Below are 18,031 nucleotides of genomic sequence, written 5' to 3' on the forward strand. Positions count from 1 at the left end.
TATTATCACACGTGAATATAAACAAAAAACGTGTCAATAATTGTACGGAAAGAAACTTCTGATCAGGAGCAATGCTATGAGATTGGATACCAAAAAAATCAATACATTACTATTTATTTTTATTATCCTACAGCCAGTCATCGATCTGTTAACATCCTTAACATCGACCTTTCCAATATCAGTCGGTGCATTTATTAGGACATTGCTAATGACATCATTATTTATTTCAATGTTCATTATTTTTTACCGTCAGCATAAGCAATTGTTCATGCTTTTAATCGCTTCTTATTTAGGGTTAGTAACTAGTTTTTTGTTGAATGCTATGCTAAAGGATAATTTTATTTGGTTCGCCGAATTGAATTTCTATTTAAAGGCAAGTTATTTCATAATCATTCTTTTTACAATTATCTATATTAATCAATACAATTGGTTATCTAAAAATACATTGTATCATGCAACAACCATTGTTAGTTACATTGTGGGAATTACATATTGGATAGCTATTATAACCAATACTAGTATGGATAGTTATCGCTACTATTCATCTGGACATTCTGGCTGGTTTTTCTCAGCAAATGAATTAAGTGTTATTACCCTTGTTCTTTTTACAATTATGATCATCAACCTATTGCAACATAAACGACTTTTGAATTGGATTGCATATATTCTCATCTTGAGTATGTTACCAATGATAGGTACAAAAACGGCTTATCTAGGTGGTTTAATCCTAATTGCCATTCATATTATCTATAGCTTGTGGAGGGCTAAATTACAGATCTGGAAGGATAAACACACGACTACCCTATTTCTTATTCTATTATTGTTCGTTTGCCTCATTCCTTACTCTCCAATGGGTTCCAATACAATTACTGGTAACGAACAACAACTAATTCACCCAGAAATGGAAACAGATGAAGGAAAAGAATATTCCTCAAAGTATGCCATTATAAAAAAGATTCTTAGCTCAAGAGATGTATTCTTCGCTGATGTAAAAACCAATTATTTACACGCAGATATTTTAAGAAAATTATTTGGATTGGGTTATGCAGGAGATTACCAAAAAGAACCAAAATTAGTGGAGATGGATTTTTTTGATTTATTTTTTAGTTTTGGAATTATTGGAAGTATGCTGGTAGCTTTACCAATGATAGGTTTAATGAAGCAATTGCTACCTTCATTCACCCGCTTACATATCGAAAATATTTTTTTATTAGCCATACTAGGTCTAAGCCTTGGAATAGCTTTTTTAGCTGGTCATGTACTATTTGCACCCTCGGTGATGACCTACCTATCAATTCCACTTATGCTTTTAGGAGTCGATCTTTATGAACGTACCTAAGCTGGTAAGCTTTATTATTCCTGTTTATAATGCAGAAAAATCCCTTACCACATGTGTGCAGAGCATTCTGGGACAAACATACAACTCCATTGAAATTATTCTAATAAACGATGGATCTACAGATAACAGTAAAGAATTATGCAATAAATTAGCTGAGGTTTATCCAGCGATTCACGTTATTCATCAAAAAAATTCCGGTGTATCAGCAGCAAGAAATGCTGGTATCAAAAAGGCAAACGGAATATACATTCAATTTGTAGATGCTGATGATTATCTCGACTCTATGATGACGAAAAAACTTGTAAACATTATGAATACTAACATTAATTGTGAGCTTGTTATTTGTGGATATGAAGCAATTTCTACAAGGGGAATTAAAAAATATACTTCTAGCATAGAGGGCATGTTTAAAGAAGATACCTATTTAACCCACTTTGGAGACCTATATAAACGTGTTATTATCCCTTCTCCATGCAATAAATTATATTTGGCTGATGTAATTAATCGTTATCAAATTACGTTTACAAATAGCCTTTCGATAGGGGAGGATCTATTATTCAACTTAAGTTATTTACGTCATTGTAAGCATATCTATATTAATAATGATCCTCTTTATAAATATGTTACAGATAATGAACACTCTCTATCAAGAGGATTTCGTAATAACTATCTAGAAGAACAACAACGCTTACTAGAGGAAGTAACTCGCTTTTTAAGGGAAAGAAATGCTCTAAATCTGACAAATGAACAGAAACTCGGAGAAATATACGCAAATAGTATTATAAATGCATTAACAAACCTTTTTCATCCTGATAATCCTTTACCTCGTAGTAAAACATTTGAAAAGATGAATGACATACTTAATGCTGCAAAACAAAACATAGACATACAACACTTTAGAGGTACCTATCAAAAACGATTAGTAAGAACATTACTGCGGTGCAAAGCTAGCTATGGCTTGTATGCTTTTTTTCGAATGAAGCCGTATTTACAAGAGCAACAACGCATTCTCACTACTTTATTGAAGAAGTTCAAGCATGAATAATCACCACGCTTTAGATTGATCCATTTAGAAATACACAGTTAAAGGAGAAGGTTATAAATGAAGAACGTTATGCTTTATGCCTATTCGCAATATAATTTAGGCGATGACTTATTCATAAAAATTCTCTGTGAAAGGTATCCAAATACTATCTTCCATTTATTAGCACCCCATAATTACAGTCAAACCTTCTCAAGTCAAAAAAACCTAAAAATTATTAGACGTGATTCTGTACTTTTTCGTGGAACAAATCTAATGACAACAAAGCTAGACCAGAGAAAGCTTTTTTATACTTATTTGAGCCGTAACTGCGATGCAATTGTTTATGTAGGTGGATCTTTGTTTATTCAAGGTGATAGCTGGAAAAAGGAACTAAAAAATGTACAGGAAATGCATATAAATAGCAAGCCTTTCTTTCTTTTAGGTGCCAATTTCGGCCCTTTTTCAGAGCAGGCTTTTTTAAAAGCGTATCATCATTTATTTCAACAGTTTACGGATATATGCTTTCGTGACCAATACTCATACACATTATTTAAAGACCTGCCCAATGTCAGAGTTGCTACTGATATGGCATTTCAATTAGAAACAATTAGAGCAGAAACAGATCCTTCGTCAGTTATAATTTCTGTGATTAAGCCATCGATTAGAAAAGCCTTACGCGACTATGACGCAATCTATTACAAGAAAATACGCGAAATAGCTCTTTATTTTATTGAACAAGGATACACTGTAACCTTAATGTCCTTTTGTAGTTATGAAAAAGATAACGAGGCTATAGAAGCAATTACCCAATCTATATCTGTAGGTGCTCGAAGCCATATTCATACTTTTTATTATAAGCATAATCTAGATGAGGCACTGGAACGGATTGCCTCTGCAGCTTTTATCGTTGCCACAAGGTTCCATTCCATGATTTTAGGGTGGATATTTAGAAAACCCGTATTCCCTATTGTGTATAGCAGTAAGATGACAAATATTATGAAAGATATAAACTTCCAAGGTAACTACGCTTCCTTTTATACACTGAATACCTTAAAAGCTGAAACTGTTTTTCAAAGTATTCATGGCAATATGGTTGATATAACAAACCAAATCATCGAGTCTGAAAAACAATTTCTTAAACTAGATATATATTTAAAAACAAAAACCTAAAGGACTGTAGAGAATGGCCAAAGGAGAAAAGCTAGCAAAAGATACAATACTATATAGCATTGCTACTTTTGGTTCGAAGGCACTTGTGTTTTTCATGCTACCAGTTTATACACATTATTTCACGACAGATGAATATGGTACATGGGATTTAGTTCTAACTACTTCCAGTTTGTTAGCTCCAATTATCAGCTTCGAATTAGTTTCAGCTGTTTACCGTTGGTTAATTGTAGAAAAGGAACAAGGGAAGCAAATGATCATTATTACCAGTGGCGTCCTTGCATTAGCTCGTAATCTAATTGTTTTCACAATCATTGCTTTAATATGCCTAGCTTTAATCCCTATTCCATATGGTCTGCTAATGTTAACACTAATCAATTTGGTCATCGTTAACAGCTATATGCAGCAATGCGCGAGAGGCTTAGGATTTAATACGTTATTTGCTTCGATTGGATTATTACAAACGACTATATATATTCTATTAATTATTTGGTTAATATTTGGGTTCCAAATGCGAATTGAAGCATTCTTCTATGCATATATCCTAGCTAATATGATAGCGATCATTACAGCATGGACCGTTATGCGCTTTCATCAATATATATCATTCAATTCCTATTCACATACGTTAATTAAATCATTTTTAACCTACGCGATACCTATTATTCCTGGGGCAATAAGTTGGTGGATTATGAATGCTTCGGATCGCTTTATTATTGTAGGTTATTTAGGATTAGAATTTAATGGTCTATATGCTATAGCTAATCAAATTCCTGCAATGATTATGATGATAAACACTGTATTTAACCTAGCGTGGAAAGATAGTGCCATTCTCCACTTCAATGAAACGGATAAGAATAATTACTATAGCAACGTATTCCAACATTTTTTTCGATTACTAGTAACATCCGTTATCTGTATTACACTACTTACAAAGCCAATCTTTTCTATATTTATTTCTGAAAAATTCTTTGAATCATGGCAATATACGGGCCTATTATTAGTAGGAACCATGTTTAGTGCTTTTTCGCTGTTTTGGAGCGCTGGTTTTCATGGAGCAAAAAAGACCAAGGTGATCTTTGTGACGTCAATCGTCGGTGCGTTTGTAAATATCCTTGTACATATTCTATTCATTAGCTCCATCGGTTTGTACGCAGCGGCTTGGTCAACCTTAATTGCTTTTTTTATCACTTGGATCATTCGGGTTTTTACGTGCAAGCCTTATTTTACGATACATGTGAACCTCAGAGATATGGCTATCTTATTTCCACTATTATTTGTTTCCATCCTTGCCCCATTTTTTATTGATTCACTCGGTTTATGGATTCTTAGTGGTTTAGCGTTCATTTTATTTTTCATTTATAACTTGACGATCATTAGATGGATTATAAAAACGATCCTTTATAAATATAGCAAATAGACTAGTAAGACCATATGTTATGTTATAATTTCATTATTGAGCGAAAGGAGATGGGTGAATGACATTAAATTTTGCACATAGAGGATCGATGACAGAGGCGCCCGAGAATACGGTGCCCTCATTTAAGAAAGCAATTGCTCATGGGACACGGGCAATTGAATTAGATGTCCAGCTCACCAAGGATCATCATCTTGTTGTCTGCCATGATCATAAACTAACGAAATACAATTCATCAGCAAATCAACGAATCATCGATTTAACGTTAGAGGAACTAAAACAAATTGATATCGGCTCATCATTTAATGGAAATTACACAGGGATTACGATTCCAACCCTAGATGAAGTATTAAATCATTGTCCAAGAGATATTTTTTTAAATATTGAAATTAAAAACATTCCTGTTATTTATAATGGAATTGAAGAAAGATTAATTCGTTGTCTCTCTCACCATAACCGCTTTGATAATGTGCTTATCTCATCATTTGATCACCTTGCCTTAAAGAAGATACAGGAAATGGTTCCAAACATCCCTTTGGGTATGCTATTTTACTATCGAATTCTTAATCCTTGGGACTATGCATCACAAAGCGGATTAACCATTACCAGTATCCATCCAAATAATGTTTATACGGATAAAAGTTTTATAGAAAATTGTCATAATAGAGGCTATAAGGTCTACCCTTATACTGTTAATCACAAGGAGCGTTACCGAGAGTTAGTAAATTACGGTGTAGACGGTGTATTTTCAAATAATCCAGAAATATTTTCTATCTAAGAAAACAAGCAACTGACTTTCTAAAGGATCAGTTGCTTGTTTTTAAGAATGAAAGATATGACCAACAATTCGTTTTGTAGATTTACCATCTTGATATTTAAAAAAACGGTCTTTGAATACTTCTATTTGATGATAATTATATTTCCGTTGTTTTATTATATCTATTAATGACATCGTTTCATCTACGATTGGCCCCGGCACTAATGATTGGTATTCATAGTAAAAATCTCTTTCTTTTGTATAGATTTCTAAGTCATATGCATAGAAAATCATGGGCTTGTTTAATAAACTATAATCAAAAACTACTGTGGAATAATCTGTTATTAAAATATCTGATAGCACTAATAATTCTTGGATGGGAAACTCATTTTTCATCATGTAAATAAAATCTTGATGAATTGTGTCTAATTCCTTATAAACCATGTACGGGTGTAAATGTATTAAAAGCGCATGAGAATCTCCTAGATACTCTTGTAATAAAGAAATATTAAATGGTATCTCAAATTTCTCTTGATAATGACTTTTCCCCCTAAAAGTCGGTGCATATAGTAGCAATATTTTCCCTTTCAATTCTGGATAACTTTCATAAAGTTTTTTAATTAATCCATTAAGCTCGTAATCCGAATAAAAATAATCCGTACGAGGAATTCCAAAAGGATATATTTTTTCTTTTGGCATGTTAAAAGCCTCTGCAAAATAGGGAATGACCTCTGTCGAACTAACGTATACCTTAGAATAGTTACTGTGAATCGGAATGTGCTTTAAATACTCTTTACTAGGACCAAACGATTTACCAATTGTACTATAACCAAATTTTTTAAATGCACCAGCACTATGCCATAACTGAATAATCTCAATACCTTTTCTAGGTTTAATCACATATATAGGATAATAATAGTCATCTATAATGAAATATTTTGAAGTAGCCAAATGATAACAGGCTCTTATCATATGGAAGATATATTTAATCTTTCCTTTTAAGGTGCTTTCAAATTTCTTGAAAAGAAGTTTTCTTTTTATTGATGGATAATTCTCTCTTATTTCTCTATTTACAAAAGCTAAATTATCCTTAATTTTATTCGATCGATAAGAAGCAAATGTAACTTTATTCTTATTTAGTGGAAATAGAAGGCAATAGAACATATGTATCGATCTTATAAAATACTTTATAATAATAGTAGGTACTAGTCTTAATAAATTCATATTAGATACCTACCCCTTACTTTAATTTTAGTATATTGGAATAAATATAGTTTACCTGTTTATGCAATACAGGTACTTGATTATCTTTCGAATAGAAAATGTTTAAAACCCTTTTCCTCTCTTCAGAATATAGTTCTGGTTCATAAACAGCCTTCTCTAATTCTATTAAAAGCTCTTCAAAGGTCTGTGATTTAGGTCCAGGAGTTACATCAAAGTAGTTAAAATACATCTGATTAGATTTCTGCAAATATTGGTTTAAATCATAAGAGAAAAATAGTACTGGACGATCTAGTAACAAGTAATCAGTATAGCAACTTGAATAATCAGTTAGCAGAATATCCGTATACTTAAGTAATAATTGTGGATCATAATCTTCTTCACTTATATCAATGATATGGTCATAAATTGTTGGTAGCTGTCCATGACTATACATATGTCGTTTTACAAGAAAAGTATATCCCGTTTGCTCACAAAAATTATTAAGCTTTTGAAAGTCAAAAACTATATTAATATCCATCTCTAATTTCCCAAAATTACGATGAGTTGGCATATACAAGATAATTTTATTAGTTTTAATCCAATCTGGAATTTGTGTATCTTCTTCAGATTCGTTAAAAAAAACATCATTTCTTACCTGACCGAGTTGTAAAATATTTCCCTTTGGCACTAAAAATGTATGCGGATAATAGGAAGATACGTGATCACTAGTCGATACTATGTAATTTTTCCTTGCTTGATTCGTTTTCACTACAAATTTTCCAAAGAAACGTTTTAACCAGCTTTTATCGTTTAAAACTTTGTAAGTAAACGTGTTTTTATTTGCTCCCCATACTTTTTTTAATCCAACCCCATGCCAGGTATTATAGGATATTGCTCCACCTAAAAAAGATTTACTAAAATCATCATTTATGGAATGAGAGTGAATGACTAATTTAGCACGAAGTTGATAAAATATTCCTTTTAATGAATGTTTTTTATATGTTAAATAACCATAACTCTCTAGTTTTTTTACAACTTTTTGGTTGCTAGTTATCCAGACACATTTTAATTTAGGATATTTTGACATCTCCAAAAATAAATATTTAGTGTTACCTCTAAACCCTTGACCGTTTTCTCCTCCAAAAACAACCAAATTTTGCTGTTTAGGAAAGAACCTTGAGATAAAATGTATAGTAATAATAATGGATCTCTTTCCTATTAGTCTTAACTTCTTAACTTTTTTGCTATTTATAGAAATCAAGATTAGTAGCAATAAAGAAATAATTAATATATCTTTATATTCCATGCAGCTCGCCTCTATTTTTTATAGTTATATCATCTGTTTTCTCGATGTCTCTTTTGCATTTTTCTTTGCAATCTGTTTTCTAACTACAATATTTTGACCGTCAAGACAAGTTTCATTATCTGCTAACAATTGAAAGACAACTTCTCCAACATGCTCTGGTTGCATTATCGTACTAGGATCCTCATCTGGTGCTAACACTCTTCTCAGTTCAGTAGCACATCTACCAGGAGATATGCAATAAACCAGAATGCCATAATCAGATAATTCCGCCGATAACGTATCAGACATATTTATTAATGCAGCTTTAGAAGAAGCATATGATAGCCAACCTGGGCGTGCAGAACTGCCTGCAGTTGAAGCTACATTTAATATCTTCCCTCCTGTTTTCTTCATAAACTTAACGACTTCCTTAGTAATATTAAATACCGAATGAACATTTATTTGATATGTTTTTTCCCAATCTTCTACAGAAGTTTCTAATAATGATTTAGGATTGGCATATCCTGCAACATTTATCAACATATCGACAGTTTTATATTTTTCTCCTAAATTATCAATTAAATTATGAACCTCATAATAATTAGTTAGATCAATTGGATAATAGACAATATTTTTCCCACTGCTCATTAGACTTACCGTTTCTTTCAAACCTTCTTCTGTTCTGGATAATAAAATGAAATTCTTTATATCATTTTGAGAACTCAAAGCGATTGCAATTGCTCTTCCTATACCTCTACTTGCTCCAGTTATAATACATGTTTTTGACATTAATAATCCCCCAATAAAATAGTTTCCTTATGAATTGCCTCTGCAATAATTCGATCTATCGGTTTTGTGATCTTAATGTTGTATTCAGAGCCTTTTAGTATCGAAATTTCTGAATTAAAATAATGGAAATATAAACCTGCATCCTCTGTAAAATGTAATTCATCTTCTCTTGCACACTCATGTGCGTATAATATTTTTTTTGTATTGTATTTATGTGGCAGTTGTACATTAATTAATTCTTCACGTTTTAAAATACCTTCCACAATTGATTTTCCATTTAACACCGTAAAAGGTATATCCAGACCTAAGATAGCGCTTTCATTATTTGCGTGAATTAATTTCTTAAATGTATCAGGCGTTACAAATGGTCGGACGGATTCATGAATTATGGTATTTTCGTATGAAGCTTTCTTTAATCCTTTATAAACAGACTCTTGCCTACTTTCTCCACCTTCAACACAAAATATTGGCTTCGTAAATCGATAATCACTTATTATTTGCTGAGTTTTATGTATAAAATTAGTAGGACATGGAATAATAATCTCTTTAATTTCCGAAATATTATCGATTTTTTCTAATACATGGATAAATATTGGCTTACCTGCTAATAATAAGAATTGTTTTGGAGTATTTAATTGCATCCTCTTACCAACTCCACCTGATAACAAGATAAAGCTAAATTGCTTCATGGCTCCCCTCCTCATTAATAAACAAAAAACACTTTATAATTAAATTATAAATTAAATTCTAAAAATTTACACTAAATTTACAAACTTATTTAAAAAAATAAAAGAGGAAATTTTTCCTCTTTTATCTATTAATTATTCTGTCTATCTAACAGAAGTGCTTCTTGCTGCCTCTTAAATGCTTCTTCTCGATATGATTTTCGCTCTTTTTTTGACATTTTTTTAAATTCCTTTAGAAACTTTTCATACTTAGGAATTACTTCTTCAACTGTACCAAAGTCTTTTACCATTCCGTATTCTAACCAAAGAATTTTCTCACAGAACTGTTTCATTTGCCCTATGGAATGACTAACAAAAATCATTGTCTTCCCTTTTTCTTTAAATTCTTTCATCTTATTCAAACTTTTTTCAGCAAAAGCCTTATCTCCAACAGATAATGCCTCATCTATAATTAAGATATCTGGGTTAATATTAACAGAAATAGCAAAGCCAAGCCTAGACTTCATCCCACTTGAATATGATTTAACAGGTTGATCAATAAACTTCTCCAACTCTGCGAATTCAATAATCTCAGGTTCTAGTCCCCTTATTTCTTCTTTAGTAAACCCTAACATAAGCAACTTCAATTCAATATTATCTCTACCTGTAAGATCATTTTTCAAGCCAGCAGCAACTGCAATTAATGCAGCCTGACCATTGATTTCTACACTTCCTTTTGTCTCAGGGACAATACCTGCTATAATATTAGATAATGTAGATTTACCAGAACCATTAATTCCTACAAACCCTACAATATCCCCTTTTTCAGCTTCAAAATTAACGTCAGTAAGCGCATAAAAATCTTCACCATAACTTTTTGGGGTAATTAAATCTAATAGCCGTTCTTTTGTACCGTTATATAATTTATATTTCTTTGAAATATTTTTGGCGATAATCGCTTTTTTCATTGTCATCACAAGCCTTTATAAGTAATCAATAAAATGTCGACGGAATTTTACATGGAGCATAGATCCGAATAGGAACAATACAATAACAATTCCCCAGAACACTAAAGTATACTCCCATTGAGTTATAAAATACCATTCCGTACCAAATAAAGCAGCTCGATATCCCTCGATGAGATAATAAAGTGGATTTAATTTTAAAATAGTTAATACCTCTGCAAACTCATCTCCTACCATACTGAGTGGCCACAAGACACCCGATATATAAAGAAACATTCGAAGTACTGAATTAAGCAACATATGAACATCTCTAATAATTGTTGATAGTGTCGACGTTATTAAGGATAGAGCAAATATTAAAGCGATTGCTGCAAAGATATAATAAATCAATTGCAGATAATATATTGAAGCGTAATATCCAATAAAGTTTAATAAGATAATTGATATTCCGAGCATGACAAGGTGAACATAAAACTGCGAAAAAATTACATACCCAGGAATAATACTCATAGGAAAGTTCATTTTAGATAACATCTTCAATCGCGAGTAGATAGATTTCGATCCCTGTATTGTTCCCTGATAAAAAAAGATCCAAAGAAAGAACGCCGCTAATAGCCAGCTAAAAAAGTCAACCTCTTGTCCATCGCTTAAGGGGACATCTTCTCTACTTCTAAGTGTTGTAAATACAAACCAATAAATAACAATTTGAATAGCTGGATTTAATATTTCCCAAAGAATGCCTAAATAGTTATTTTTATTCTTACTCTTTAGTTCATAAATGGAAAGCCTTCTAAGCAAATAAAAATGATCTATTTGTTCTTTAATAACTTTAAGTGCAGATTTCATACGTATATCCTTTCAAGTATCAATATACCATCGTCTTTTTTACGTTATTAAATTATACAAGTAAAAATTATAAAACACAATGAAAATCAAAAACCTGTTTAAAAAGTTATCCTTTAAAAACTTTCTCTATTACACGTTTACTAGCTTCGCCATCTTCTAGATAACAAAATTTTTGATAGAATTCTTCAGTTGTAGCAGATGGTATAAAGCCATTTTCTTCAAGTTGAGATATTTCTTTAATAATTTCTTCCGTTGTTTTTACCAAAGGTCCTGGTGCTTTCAGTTCAAAATCAAAGTAAAACCCCCGTAAATTATCGCGGTATTCTTCTATATCATATACATAAAACAACATAGGTCTTTTTAAGTTTGCATAGTCAAAAAAAACGGAAGAATAGTCGGTAATTAATAGATCAGCTATTAAATACAACTCTCTAATATCCTCATGTTTTGAGAAATCATAAATGAATCCTTCATATCCTTTTAAGTCCAATTTTTCAGCAACTAGATAGTGAAGTCTTAACAAAATAATATAATCTTTACTAAAACGTTTTTTTAATTGATCAAAGTCCATTTGTAAATCAAACTTATACCTTCCCTTTGCATAAAACTGGTTATCTCTCCATGTAGGTGCATATAAAATTATTTTCTTATCTAATGGTAAATTCGCTATTTCTTTTATATTATTAATACTTTCTTGGTTATTCGCATTAATCAAGAAGTCATTTCGAGGATAACCCGATTCTATAATTTCCCTATCAAATTGAAACGCTCGTTTAAATATTTCAGTAGAATATGCATTAGCCGATACTAAAAAGTCCCATTTACTCGATTCCTTAAGGAAATTCTCCTTGTATTTAGTTGTATTTGTACCAGGCATATGAACTTCTTCCATATCAGCTGCTAATCTTTTTAAGGGGGTACCATGCCATGTTTGTAAATACTTTGTATGCTTTGGTTTTGGTATCCACAATGGTAACCTACTATTCGAAACCCAAAACTCAGCTCTTGCCATCAAGTAAACCCATTTCAACGACATCCTTCTTACAGTTTTTATATTCTCTATTTGAAAAGCATCCTTATATCTTCTATCAAAAATCCAATACATTTTATAGTCTAAATCACTATCTAATAATCTCTCGTATATCGCTCTTGGATTATCACTGTATTGTTTACCTAAAAAGCTTTCAAAGACTATTAAATTTTTTTTCACAGGAATCCTAGCTATTATAATAAATACTAACTTTAAAAACTTTTGTATAATTCTGGACAGCTTCTTTTTCATCTTTTTTACTCCTCAAAAGTTAATGCCTTTACTTGTTTATAAGTCTCTTTCTATTCATATTATAATTCATTTCTTAGTAAAAAGGCCTGTTTTAACAGACCTTTTTACTAAGAACTATTTAAAAATCCTATCAACTACTCTTTGAGCAGCTTTTCCGTCCTCTAATGAACAGAACTTTTTCTGAAATGATTTATAGTTATCCTTATGATTATAAATAACTTTATCTATGTTCAATACATTTTGTATAATTTCCTGAGTATTAAAGACAAAAGGACCAGGAGCTTCCTTTTCAAAATCTAAATAAAACCCTCTTAAATTATCTCTATATTTCTCTAGATCATAAGTGAAGAACAACATAGGCCTACCTGTATTGGCAAAATCAAACATGACTGATGAATAATCTGTAATTAAAATATCAGTCACTAATAATAATTCTTGAATGTCCGGATACTTAGACACATTTTTAACGAAATCTTTTAAATCTTCATCTATTTGCAGCTTATTGTTAATGACGACATGCATTCTTAATAAAACTATATATTCATTACCTAACTGTTCTTTCATTTTATACAAATCCATATTTATATTAAATAAGAATTTATTTTTGTTATTCGTTTGATCATCCCTAAATGTTGGAGCATACAATATTACTTTCTTATTATCAACATTAAGTCTATTTTTAACTTTATTAATTGTATCTTGTAAGCCGTCCTTATAAAAAATATCATTTCTAGGGTAGCCCACTTCTAAAATTTCATTATTATATTTAAACGCACTCTTAAAAGCTTTTGTAGCATATCTACTAGGAGAAATAAGATAATCCCAACTTTGAACTGCTTTTCCTATTCTTTCTAAGTAATCATCGCTTCTACCATGTATTTCCTCTAAATCAAACAACATTTTCTTTAATGGGGTACCATGCCATGTTTGTAGATAGGTAGTAGATTTCCTTTTCTTTATATACGAAGGGAAATTCTGATTATTAACCCAATAACCTGCTCTTATTAAATAATAATAATATAACGGGCTTAATCTTTTAATTTTTACAGTGTTTTGATCAACGAATCTGTAATTATTATTATAAACCCAGATTTTTTTATAACTAAGCTCTTGTTTTAATATCTCCTCATATATATTTTTAGGGCTATCTCCATATTGCTTACCCAGTCCGCTTTCAAAAAGAATTAAATTCTTATCAACTGGGATAATTTTCGTTCCCAGATTATAAAAAAGCTTCATGCTAGGAAAATAATATTTACTCTTACGATACTTTTTGAAGAGAGCATTTAAAAACATAGCAATTTTAGGATTGTCGCTTATATTTCTTTTAGCACTATATTTACTTATTACTTTATATATTCTTTCAGAAGATAATTTATCTTTGTACTTAATAAATTTATTAGCTTTCTGTTTATAAATATCTTTCACAACAAAATTATTTAATGCATATTCTTCAATTAAATTTAATAAATTATTTTCATTAAAACATATTTCACCTGGTAAATCGTTGTTTAAGTCCAAATGAGACGGCCTATTTCCAATAAATCTTTTTCGATCAAATTGATAATATATTATCGGTTTATCTAGAAAACTAAAATCAAAAGCAACGCTTGAATAATCGGTAATCATAAGTGCACTTTCTTTAATTAACTGTTGTACATCAACTTCACCTTGGTTTATTATTCTTACGTTTTTATCTTGAAAGTGCTTTCTGAATCTTTGCATGTTTGGGTGTAAGCAAAAAATAATTTCAAAATTATGTTCCCGCGAAATTTTATGCAAATCCTTATTATTAATTAAAGCTTTATAATTACAAAAATACTCGCTTTCCAGAAAATCATCATCAGTAATAATCCAATCTCTCCAAGTAGGGATAATTAATAATTGTCTTTTCACTGTACCTTTACCATCAAAAAGAGTATCAAATCTGGATAAACCCGTTACGAAAACATGTCTTGGATCATAATTAAAATCATTAACAATCATTTGCTTTTCAAAGTCAGAACTAACCATAAAAAAATCAGTATCAAAATTAGGAGCATTTTTCCCATAATTAGCTACCATATTTTTAGTGCCCATAATGCCATGCTGAAGAAAAACCTTATCAGCTTTTACCTTTTTCTTAAATGCATAGGTTCTTATAGGATATAGATAATCAGGATGGTGAGATGAAACAATTTTTTCCGCCATTATAGTCTTTAAAATATGTTCCTTAGACTTGTACAAAAGAACATTACCATATTTTTCCACATTTTTCCTTTCGGGTGAATCTTTATCTATTACATAGTATACTCTTTTCTCTGGATAATTCTCTCTAATATGCTTAAAAAAAGCATAACCTGTGTCTTGAGCTTTATAAGTCCTTTCACCTATAATCCATGTTTTTTTGTTATATTTTACTTTTCTAATTAGCCAAGACCAACGCATTAATTTTCTCATATAATTAAATACATCTGTTGAATAATTGTAAACTTCAAATGACAAGTTTTCTTTTTTAAATGTATAGTATGGATTAACCACTATTGCCTTGTGCTTATGCTTAATATATAAATCCTTTAGAAATAATTTAGCTTTAAATGTTGGTCTCCCAATTCTAATGTACTTTTCTTCATGCATATCATGCATCGAAACTTTAAGAAACAGATCGTATATATCTTCTGTTATATCCTTTTTTTTAAACAATTCAGCTATATTGATTGTAGCTTTATAATAGTAACGATTTAAACCAAATCTATAAGTAACTTCCTCATTCCTATGAGTTAGTTTAAGGCCATTGATTTCCAACTTACTCCCAGTATTTCTACCTAATAGTAAAATACTTCCAGTGGTAATAATAGAATTTTTTGTGAAAAGTTTACCTTCTATATTTATACAACCATGACTTTTTTTAAACTTATCAATTTGAATTTTTGTAGGAGAGTATGGTTCTCCATTTACAATTAACGATAAATTCCCCTTTGTAGTCAGATAATTTATAACTGAATCACTGTTGTAATAGTAAAATGGTAATTTAACTATTTCAGTTAATGCAAATCTGCCACATCGTATTAAATATTCACATAATATTTCATTATCTTCATTAATTATTTTACAATTATCGTTTGTATACTTTTCTTTACTAACTTCAGATAATGGTGTACGTACCTTAAAATACCAATCATAGGAAACACCGGAAATTAAATAATTGTTTTTTATTATTTCATCAAGGTTCACCTCAAACTTAAACTCATGTGTCGGTTTAATCTCTACAATTTTAAAACTTTCATCAGTTTCTCTAGACACCAGCCATAATTCTTTTGCACAGTAACTATCTTTATTAAAAGCCCCTGTAATTACAAGTTTATTTTCCATTTGGATATAGCTTATATTTCTTTTTAATTTATTTATTTTTTTTTTCTTTGATGATGAAAATATATTCATTTAAATCCCCTGCATTCTAGTAGTTTTAATTAGTTTAACAAAAATTATAATGCATTATTCTACAAATTTCTTTGTACTACAAAAATTTTATTATAATTGTTAAAAGTTATTTATTTAAAATCTGAACTAATTCAGATCAAAATAATTAAATCTGTATATATTCTAACACGACGGAATGATATCAATAAAGAATTGTAGAAGAAGATATAAACTCAAACAGAATGATAAAAATAACCATAAATTATTTTATACAAATTTAATAAAATTAGAGTTTATATTATGTAGTTGCTTGGCTGAATTGATTGGGAGATTCAACTGAACTCAACCCTGCCAATTTAATCTTTGGATCGTGCATGGTTGAACGAGTAAATATATTCTTCAATCCGACTTTTAATTCTTCATAGCTTACTAATTTTTCACCATAATACATTTCTTGCTTTAAAATGCCAAAAAAATTCTTCGTAGGTGCATTATCTGCGCAAGTGACTTTGCGCGACATGCTTTGGAATATTTTATTTTCTTTTAGTGTCCTCACTTACTGATTGTGTTGGTAATGCCAGCCTTGATCGGAGTGGATCCAGTACAGTAGGCTACCCGACTCTTCAGTATCCCTATTAATTCTATTAAAGGGGGCATGACAAAATTTAATGTTGGGCCTTTTTTGATGTCATACGTAATAATTTCTCCGTTATAAAGGTCAAGAATCGGATTTAAGTATAACTTCTCTTCGCCTAGACATTTGAATTCCGTTATGTCTGTTACTAACTTTTGAAGTGGAATAGATGTGCTAAAACGGCGGGACAACCGATTTTTCGCTACCTTTCCAACTCTCCCATTATAAGAGTTGTATTTACGGGATTTCCGCATGAACTTCACACATTTTAATCCTAGTTCCTTCATTATGCACTTGGTGCAATGCCCAAATTTCTTTAAATCTTTTGTAATTCGTTTATAACCATAATGTTCATGAAAGGTTCTAAATAGTTTTGTGATGAGCTCTTTTAATTCTGTTTCTGTATCTTCTCTGTCATAGCGTTCCATATGATAATGATGGGTTGCTTCAGGAATCCCTACAGTAGGAAAAATATCTTTTAATCGGAATCCTTCTTCTTTGATTTCGAATGCCAATGCAGTTTGTGATTTTCGTAGAAGACATTCGGATTCCCCCGAAAAGCTTTTAGCTTTTTTAAGTATAACCTTAGTAGTTTCTTGTTACCTTGCTATAAGCTCTCTGACCCTACATAGCCAAAGGTTTTCTAAACCATTAAAATCAAATAGATAGTTTACTTAAAATACATCTAAAAATAATGTATCATATTCGGACTTCTTAATCACGTTATTATCACAAGAAATCGAACAGAGAGAAAAGACAGCTTTAGATATACGTCTTAAAAAAGCAAAGCTTTCCTACATCAAAAGCATTTATGACTTCGATTTTAGTTTTTAACATAGTATAGATGAACGAAGAATTAAAGAAATGTTATCCGGTAGATATATTCATAATGGATATAACATTTACTACTGGGGCCACTAGGGTTAAGAAAGACACATTTAGCCATTTATATGGCTTTCGAGGCTATTACAAACAGTCACCAAGTCCTTTTTATTAATGCCAATAATTTTATACCTGAGTGCCAGAAGGCAGAAAAACAAGGATGAATCCAACGGATTATTAAAAAGGTATAGTCCCCCAGAACTACTAATTATTGATGAACTAGGTTATTTAGCTTCGATGAACTGAGCGCAAACACGCTTTTTCAAATCATATAAGAAGATATGATCATGGCGCAACGATTATTATTTCAAATAAATCGTATGTTGAATAGGGAAAGATCTTTGGAGATGGAGGATTAGCAACGGCCCCTGGATCGT

General features: G+C 30.9%; 15 protein-coding genes and 2 pseudogenes. 7 read left to right on the forward strand and 10 right to left on the reverse strand.

Annotation, left to right across the window (positions count from 1 at the left end; translation table 11 throughout):
• The first annotated feature begins 76 nt into the window (after positions 1–76).
• Genes JUJ52_RS01700 through JUJ52_RS01720 form a run of 5 tightly spaced genes read left to right on the forward strand, consistent with a single transcriptional unit; the run spans position 77 to position 5,725 of the window.
• Positions 77–1,339, forward strand: a complete 1,263-nt coding sequence (locus tag JUJ52_RS01700; protein WP_121603891.1) for an O-antigen ligase family protein — start codon at positions 77–79, stop codon at positions 1,337–1,339.
• Complete coding sequence (locus JUJ52_RS01705) at positions 1,326–2,384, forward strand: glycosyltransferase (RefSeq protein ID WP_121603892.1); 1,059 nt, start codon at positions 1,326–1,328, stop codon at positions 2,382–2,384. Before JUJ52_RS01700 ends, JUJ52_RS01705 begins: the two co-directional genes overlap by 14 nt.
• 57 nt (positions 2,385–2,441) lie before the next feature.
• The gene (locus tag JUJ52_RS01710; protein ID WP_121603893.1) at positions 2,442–3,533 is read left to right on the forward strand and encodes a polysaccharide pyruvyl transferase family protein; all 1,092 of its coding nucleotides are present in this window, start codon (positions 2,442–2,444) and stop codon (positions 3,531–3,533) included.
• Positions 3,534–3,546: 13 nt separating this feature from the next.
• Positions 3,547–4,950 (forward strand): lipopolysaccharide biosynthesis protein, encoded by a 1,404-nt coding sequence (locus JUJ52_RS01715; RefSeq protein WP_205389077.1) that lies wholly within the window; start codon positions 3,547–3,549, stop codon positions 4,948–4,950.
• A 58-nt stretch (positions 4,951–5,008) separates the two neighbouring features.
• The gene (locus JUJ52_RS01720) at positions 5,009–5,725 is read left to right on the forward strand and encodes a glycerophosphodiester phosphodiesterase (RefSeq protein WP_121603895.1); all 717 of its coding nucleotides are present in this window, start codon (positions 5,009–5,011) and stop codon (positions 5,723–5,725) included.
• Positions 5,726–5,767: 42 nt separating this feature from the next.
• On the opposite strand, the gene JUJ52_RS01725 is transcribed toward JUJ52_RS01720, so the two are convergent.
• The 10 genes and pseudogenes from JUJ52_RS01725 to JUJ52_RS01770 all read right to left on the reverse strand — a co-directional run bounded on the left by JUJ52_RS01725 (position 5,768) and on the right by JUJ52_RS01770 (position 17,287).
• On the reverse strand, positions 5,768–6,928 hold the full coding sequence (locus tag JUJ52_RS01725) for a CDP-glycerol glycerophosphotransferase family protein (RefSeq protein WP_121603896.1): 1,161 nt from the start codon (positions 6,926–6,928) through the stop codon (positions 5,768–5,770).
• 16 nt (positions 6,929–6,944) lie between these two features.
• Entirely contained in the window at positions 6,945–8,213 is a 1,269-nt protein-coding gene (locus tag JUJ52_RS01730; protein WP_121603897.1) for a CDP-glycerol glycerophosphotransferase family protein, read from the reverse strand.
• Between the two features lie 24 nt (positions 8,214–8,237).
• Positions 8,238–8,981, reverse strand: a complete 744-nt coding sequence (locus JUJ52_RS01735) for an SDR family oxidoreductase (protein ID WP_121603898.1) — start codon at positions 8,979–8,981, stop codon at positions 8,238–8,240.
• Positions 8,981–9,670, reverse strand: a complete 690-nt coding sequence (locus JUJ52_RS01740) for an IspD/TarI family cytidylyltransferase (RefSeq protein ID WP_226983559.1) — start codon at positions 9,668–9,670, stop codon at positions 8,981–8,983. Before JUJ52_RS01740 ends, JUJ52_RS01735 begins: the two co-directional genes overlap by 1 nt.
• 128 nt (positions 9,671–9,798) lie before the next feature.
• Positions 9,799–10,614, reverse strand: coding sequence for a teichoic acids export ABC transporter ATP-binding subunit TagH (gene tagH, locus JUJ52_RS01745; RefSeq protein WP_121605790.1), 816 nt, complete (start codon positions 10,612–10,614; stop codon positions 9,799–9,801).
• Positions 10,615–10,629: 15 nt separating this feature from the next.
• Positions 10,630–11,457 carry an ABC transporter permease gene (locus JUJ52_RS01750; RefSeq protein ID WP_121603900.1) on the reverse strand — a complete coding sequence of 276 codons (828 nt, stop codon included), beginning with the start codon at positions 11,455–11,457 and terminating at the stop codon, positions 10,630–10,632.
• Positions 11,458–11,563: 106 nt separating this feature from the next.
• Positions 11,564–12,748: pseudogene (locus JUJ52_RS01755) on the reverse strand (CDP-glycerol glycerophosphotransferase family protein); the annotation flags it as partial.
• Positions 12,749–12,853: 105 nt separating this feature from the next.
• On the reverse strand, positions 12,854–16,159 hold the full coding sequence (locus JUJ52_RS01760) for a CDP-glycerol glycerophosphotransferase family protein (protein WP_121603902.1): 3,306 nt from the start codon (positions 16,157–16,159) through the stop codon (positions 12,854–12,856).
• A 277-nt stretch (positions 16,160–16,436) separates the two neighbouring features.
• Entirely contained in the window at positions 16,437–16,658 is a 222-nt protein-coding gene (locus tag JUJ52_RS01765; protein WP_121603903.1) for an IS3 family transposase, read from the reverse strand.
• A 32-nt stretch (positions 16,659–16,690) separates the two neighbouring features.
• Complete coding sequence (locus JUJ52_RS01770; protein WP_121603904.1) at positions 16,691–17,287, reverse strand: IS3 family transposase; 597 nt, start codon at positions 17,285–17,287, stop codon at positions 16,691–16,693.
• Between the two features lie 178 nt (positions 17,288–17,465).
• On the opposite strand from JUJ52_RS01770, the pseudogene JUJ52_RS23670 reads away from it, so the two are divergent.
• Together JUJ52_RS23670 and JUJ52_RS23675 are read left to right on the forward strand one after the other, a co-directional pair.
• Positions 17,466–17,606 (forward strand): annotated as a pseudogene (locus tag JUJ52_RS23670) (AAA family ATPase); the annotation flags it as partial.
• Positions 17,607–17,680: 74 nt separating this feature from the next.
• Positions 17,681–17,818, forward strand: a complete 138-nt coding sequence (locus JUJ52_RS23675) for an ATP-binding protein (RefSeq protein WP_121603905.1) — start codon at positions 17,681–17,683, stop codon at positions 17,816–17,818.
• Positions 17,819–18,031 lie beyond the last annotated feature (213 nt).

Source organism: Virgibacillus sp. AGTR (genome assembly GCF_016919725.2).
Taxonomy (GTDB): Bacteria; Bacillota; Bacilli; order Bacillales; family Amphibacillaceae; genus Virgibacillus; species Virgibacillus salarius.